The sequence below is a fragment of the Rhodosalinus sp. genome (assembly GCF_041685465.1).
GTDB lineage: Bacteria > Pseudomonadota > Alphaproteobacteria > Rhodobacterales > Rhodobacteraceae > Rhodosalinus.
The window spans coordinates 4,691-10,234 of the sequence record NZ_JAWLFS010000103.1; the positions used below are offsets into that span (position 1 = coordinate 4,691).

At 72.3% G+C, this 5,544-nt stretch carries 5 protein-coding genes and 1 pseudogene; all 6 read right to left on the bottom strand.

Annotation, left to right across the window (positions count from 1 at the left end):
* The coding region (locus tag ACESL7_RS08545; protein WP_372892900.1) for a DUF1643 domain-containing protein at positions 1-537 on the bottom strand (537 nt) is incomplete at its 3' end.
* 645 nt (positions 538-1,182) lie between these two features.
* The gene (locus tag ACESL7_RS08550) at positions 1,183-2,112 is read right to left on the bottom strand and encodes a metal ABC transporter permease (protein WP_372892896.1); all 930 of its coding nucleotides are present in this window, start codon (positions 2,110-2,112) and stop codon (positions 1,183-1,185) included.
* A complete protein-coding gene (locus ACESL7_RS08555) occupies positions 2,112-3,326 on the bottom strand; it encodes a metal ABC transporter permease (protein ID WP_372892897.1) in 1,215 nt (404 codons plus the stop codon). Before ACESL7_RS08555 ends, ACESL7_RS08550 begins: the two co-directional genes overlap by 1 nt.
* Positions 3,323-4,144, bottom strand: coding sequence for a metal ABC transporter ATP-binding protein (locus tag ACESL7_RS08560; protein ID WP_372892898.1), 822 nt, complete (start codon positions 4,142-4,144; stop codon positions 3,323-3,325). The genes ACESL7_RS08555 and ACESL7_RS08560 overlap by 4 nt, the downstream gene beginning before the upstream one ends.
* 11 nt (positions 4,145-4,155) lie before the next feature.
* Complete coding sequence (locus ACESL7_RS08565; protein ID WP_372892899.1) at positions 4,156-5,112, bottom strand: metal ABC transporter solute-binding protein, Zn/Mn family; 957 nt, start codon at positions 5,110-5,112, stop codon at positions 4,156-4,158.
* Between the two features lie 138 nt (positions 5,113-5,250).
* A pseudogene (locus tag ACESL7_RS08570) lies at positions 5,251-5,544 on the bottom strand (erythrose-4-phosphate dehydrogenase); the annotation flags it as partial.

Below are 5,544 nucleotides of genomic sequence, written 5' to 3' on the forward strand. Positions count from 1 at the left end.
CCGGGTCTCGGGCCGGGTCTCGGGCCAGATCTCGGGCCAGGGTTCGGGCTGGCGTGCATAGGCGACGTAGAGCGGATGGCGCGGATGTCCCGCCTGCGTCAGGCCGAGGTGGTGCACCGGCACGCCGGCCTCCGCCAGGAGCCGCGCCACCGCGCCCCCCCGATCCAGATGCGCGCCGTGGGTGCCCCAGGCGGCGACGGTGCGGTCGGCGGCGCAGGCAGCCTCCCGGATGGCGCGGTCGTTCTCGGGCCCCACGGGATCGGCGGCGCGGCGCATCGCCTTCGGGTCGGTGTCGCGCCAGGCGAAGATGTTGGTCACGGTGAAGCCACCATGGCCGAGTGCCCGCGCCCGGCGCTCGCAGCGTTCGACGGTGGGATCGTTCTGCACCTCGGTGGCGGTCGAGGGGTTCAGCATGACGAAATGCACGTGCCCGCCGCCGGTGTCCCAGACCCGGGTGAGCAGGTAGCGATAGCGCAGGCAGGGTGAGTAGACGGCGACCGAATCGGCGTCGCCCTTGCGGTGCCTGCGCGTGACCAGTCCCGCCTCGTCGATCATCGTCGTCCTTTCCCTGCGGCGCGACGCCTCACTGGCGCTGTCAGCGCCGCGCGCCCCTGCGCTCGGGATAGCGTCAAGCAGAAAAACGAGACACTTGTCAAAAGATGATCGGGCGTTGGCCCCTGGGAAGGGATGATCCGATCTGTCCGTTCGGATGCATTGGGCTCCGGGCCCGGGTGTCTGAAACCGGCCCCTCGGCGCTTGCGTCGCATGATTCGGGGGATCTGCCTGCCCATGCGGGCCATGGGGGCGGGTGAGGGCAAACCCCCTCGCGTGTGAGCGCAGTTCGCCGAAGGAGGAACGTCTCGCCAGATGGAACCGGGGCCAGCCCATGCGCCGCCCGCGGTCGCGTAACCGGCCGGACGCAGCCTCCTGTCTTTCGAGCGTCAGCGGTTCCGCGGCGCAGGGCGGCACCCCGCGAGCCGCGTGGGAGCAGGCGCGTTTGCCGCCGCCGGAACCGCCGGCAGACCCGGGGCGACAAAAAGAGGCTCCGGCTGTTGAGCGCCCCCTTTCCCTCCCCGCGATCATCGCGCGGGACGGGCGGACCGGTCGCTCTGCTGGGGGTGCAGGGCGGGAGGGGGGCGCCGTCCCCACGCGCGACCCGCATCGCACGTCGCGTCAGGCGGATCACGCCCCGCCCGGCCCCGCGCCGACGCGCGACCGGTGCGGGCCGTAGAGGCACGCGAGCCCGAGGATCAGCCCGGAGACCGTGGCGATCATGCCGGCGGCGCTGACCGCGTGGCGCGCGCCGAACCAGAGCGGGCCGTAGCCCGCGAGGACGTAGCCGAGCACCGCCGACAGCGTGGCGAAAGCCACGGACCAGAGCACCTGCCGTTCCAGCCGCTCGGTCATCAGCCGTGCCGCCGCGGGCGGGCAGATGAACATGGCGATCACGATGATGGAGCCCACCGCCTCGAAGGCGGCGACCGCGGCGATTGCGGCGGCGACCACGAGGCCGACGCCCACCGCCGCGGAAGGGATCCCGAGCGCGCGGGCGAAGGCCTCGTCGAAGGTGGCGATCTTGAGCCAGCGCCAGAACGCCGCCGTCAGGACGACCATCACGGCGCAGACGAGCGCGATGCGCGCGAGTTCGTCGGGCAGCGCGGCGAGCGCCGCCGGATCGACGAGCGAACCCCAGCCCGACGCCTCGAACCAGACGAGCGATTCGAGGTTGCCCATGAGGGCGTGCTGCACGTCGAGATGCACCGAGGCGGTATCGGTCCGCTCCAGCAGCAGCACGCCGCCCGCGAAGAGCGTCGTGAAGACGACGCCCATCGCCGCGCCCGGCTCGATCCGGCCGAGCCGGCGCACCGCCTCGATCAGCACCACGGCGAGGAGCGCCGCGCCCGCCGCGCCGATCAGCATCGGCACCGCCGCGACCGTGCCGGTCACGAGGAAGGCCACGACGATGCCGGGCAGCACCACGTGGCTGATCGCATCGCCGATGAGCGCCTGCCGCCGCAGGATCAGGAAGTTGCCCGGCAGCGCGCAGGCGATCGCCGCGAGCGCGCCGATCAGGATCGGGGTCAGCGAGAGCTGAACGAACTCGGCGCCCATCACGCGCCCCCTGCGGGGACCGGGCCACCGAGACGGCGGTCGAACGCGGCGATCTCGTCGGGGGTGAAGACCGTCTCGATCGGGGTCAGGCCATCGTAGCGCCCGGTGAGGCCGGCATCCCGATGGCTCTCGCGTGCGACGGCCCAGCGGCGCTCGTCGCGGGCGACCTTGGCGGCCTGCGCGCGGCCGGCCTCGGTGGGCACGCCGTCGGGACGGATCAGCCCCTCCCGCGTGAGCAGGCGCAGGGTGTAGGGCTCGCGGATCGGCTCGCCGTGCGCAAGCGCGAGAAGCCCCTGCCGGCGGTGGACGCGGCGCTGGAACCGGCGGTGGCGCAGCAGGGCCGCGGCGACGCCCCGCACCGGTGCGAAGAGAAGCGAGAGCGCGAAGACCGCCGCGGCGACGAGCACGATGATCGGCCCGGTGGGCAGCCCCGGCGCCGAGGCGGAGAGCGCAGCGCCGACATACCCCGAGGCCCCGCCGATCGCGCCCGCGATCCAGACGACGCGCCCCGCCCGCTCGGTCCAGAAGCGCGCGGCGACCGGCGGCACGATCAGCAGCGCCACGATCAGGACGAGGCCCACGAGCTTCAGCCCGATCACGGTCACGCCCATCACGAGCCCCATCATCGCCAGATCGACGCGGCGCACATCGTAGCCGAGGGCAGCGGCATAATCGCGGTCGAAGGCAACCAGCGTCATCGGACGCCTGAGCGCCCACGTCGCGGCCAGCGCCAGTGCGCCGCCCGCCGCGATGGTCACCGCGTCCTGCCGGAGCATCCCCGCCGTCGCGCCGAGCAGGAACTCCTCGAGCCCGGCCTGCCGCCCGGCGCTCATGGTCTGCACCACGGTCAGCAGCACGATGCCGAAGCCGAAGAAGACGCCGAGCACCGCGCCGATCGCCGCGTCCTCGGAGAGCCGGGTGCGCCGGGTGATCCACTCGATGGCGAGAAGCCCGAGCCAAGCCGTCGCCGCTGACCCGGCGAGGAGCCCCGGCAGGCTGCGCCCGTCGCCGCCCGCGGCGACCATGACGATGAAGGCGAGCCCGACGCCCGGCAGCGTGGCATGCGCCACCGCGTCGGAGACGAGCGCGCGCTTGCTCAGGAAGAGGAAGGTGCCGGTGGCTCCCGCAGCGACGCCCAGAAGCCCCGCGCCGATCGCGACGAGCGCCGCGTTGTACCCGGCGCCCAGCAGCAGCGCGTCGAGGAAACCGCTCAACCGGCGCCCCCGGCGGGCAGGATCTCGCCCACGTGGGTGGCCGAAAGACGCCCGCCATAGGCGGCGTTCAGCGCCTCGGCGGTGAAGGCCGTGGCGACCGGACCCTCGGCGATCGGGCGCACGTTGATGAGAAGGACATGGTCGAAGTAACTGCGCACCGTGGCGAGATCGTGGTGCACCGCGACGACCGAACGGCCCTCGGACTGCAGGTCCTTCAGCACATCGATGATCGCCCGCTCCGTCGCCGCGTCGACGCCCGCGAAGGGCTCGTCTAGGAGGTAGAGGTCGGCCTCCTGCGCGAGCGCCCGGGCGAGGAAGACGCGCTGCTGCTGGCCTCCGGACAGCTGGCCGATCTGGCGGTCGGCGAGGCCGACCATGCCCACCCTGTCGAGACAGTCGCGCGCCGTCCTGTCGAGGCGCCCCGAGAGGCGGCCGAAGAGGCCCGCCTTGCGGTAGAGGCCCATCCGCACCACGTCGAGCACCGTCGTCGGGAAATCCCAGTCCACGCTCGCCCGCTGCGGTACATAGGCGATCCGCGCCCGCGCCCGCCCGATCGGGGTGCCGAAAACCCGGACCTCGCCCGAGACACGCGGGATCACGCCAAGCGCCGCTTTCAGAAGCGTGGATTTCCCCGCGCCGTTCGGGCCGACGATGGCCGACATCGCCTGCGCCGGGAAGGTGGCGTCGACCGAGAAGACGGCCGGCGTTTCCCCGTAGGAAACAGTGACACCGCTGAGCGCGAGCGCCGCGTCCTCCGGCGCGGGGGCCGGTGCGACGGTGCGTCCGTCCTCGGCGGCGACGGTCAGGGTGGGCTGCATCGCGCGCTCCTTCAGTTCAGCCGGTCGGCCATGCCGCGCGCGGGCGCCTCGCCGCCGAGCGCGCGGGCGATCACCGTCGCATTGTGGTCGATCATGCCGATGTAGGTGCCTTCGTAGGTTCCCGGCTCGCCCATCGCGTCGGAGTAGAGCTCGCCGCCGATGCCGACGGTGTGCCCCTCGGACGCCGCGCCCTCGACGAGCGCGCGGATGTTGCGGTCGGAGACCGAGGTCTCGACGAAGACCGCACCGATGTCGCGTGCCACCAGCAGCTCGACAAGGTCCGCGATGCGCCGCAGGCCCGCCTCGCTCTCGGTGGAGATGCCCTGGATGCCGATCACCTCGAAGTCGTAGGCGGCGCCGAAGTAGTTGAACGCATCGTGCGAGGTCAGCAGCACGCGGTTCTCCGGCGGGATGGAGGCCAGCACGTTGGCCGCGTAGCTCGCCAGCCCGCGCAGATCGTCGAGGTAGGCGTCCGCATTGGCCGTGAAGGCGGCCTCGCCCTCCGGGTGCAGCTCGATCAAGGCGTCACGCACCTCGACCACGACCCGCTGCCAGAGCTCCGGGTCCATCCAGACATGCGGGTCGTATGCCCCGTCATAATCGTCGTGCGCGATCAGCTGCTCGCGCGGCAGGCCCTCGGCCACGGCGACCACCGGCCGCCGCGCGCCCAGATCGAGAAGAAACTCCTCGAGCTGCGCCTCGAGGTAGAGCCCGTGCCACAGCACGAGATCGGCGCGAGAGGTCGCGACGATGTCGGTGCGGGTCTGGCGGTAGGCATGCGGATCGACGCCCGGCCCCATGAGCGCCTGCACCTCCACCAGCTCGCCGCCCACCTCGCGCGCGGCATCGGCGATCATGCCGGTGGTGGCGACGACGGTCAATTCCGCCTCGGCTGCGGCCGGCCCGCGGCCGGCGACGAGGAAAACCGTGGCCAAGACCGCGAAGATCGCGCTTCTCGCGAACTGCATCGTTCACACTCCCTGATCCGGGGGATCGCTGCCCCGCGGTATGAGAGTGATAGTGCGAAGCACTCGCAACGTCAATGATTTTGCGAAGCATTCGCAACAGGCGTGGCGCCGACGCCCGGGATGGGCGCCGGCCGGGGGTCAGAGCGCGGCCATCGCGCGGGCCGTGTCGAGCATCCGGCAGGAGAAGGCCCACTCGTTGTCGTACCAGGACATCACGCGCAGCATGCCGCCCTCGGTCCGCCGCGTGCCCTCCGGCGCGAAGATCGAGGAGCGGGGATCGTGCAGGAAATCCTGCGAGACGAGCGGCGCGTCCTCCACCCCGAGAATGCCGGCAAGCGGTCCCTCGGCCGCGGCGGCGCGCATGGCCTCGGCGACCGTCTCGGGCGTGGCGGCGGCCCGCGTCATCACGCAGAGATCGACGAGCGAGACGTC

What these genes read in the sequence shown, in the direction of transcription:
- ACESL7_RS08550 (WP_372892896.1), bottom strand. Translation starts at nt 2,112, where the DNA reads ATGGGCGCCGAGTTCGTTCAGCTCTCGCTGACCCCGATCCTGATCGGC.
- ACESL7_RS08560 (WP_372892898.1), bottom strand. Translation starts at nt 4,144, where the DNA reads ATGCAGCCCACCCTGACCGTCGCCGCCGAGGACGGACGCACCGTCGCA.
- ACESL7_RS08565 (WP_372892899.1), bottom strand. Translation starts at nt 5,112, where the DNA reads ATGCAGTTCGCGAGAAGCGCGATCTTCGCGGTCTTGGCCACGGTTTTC.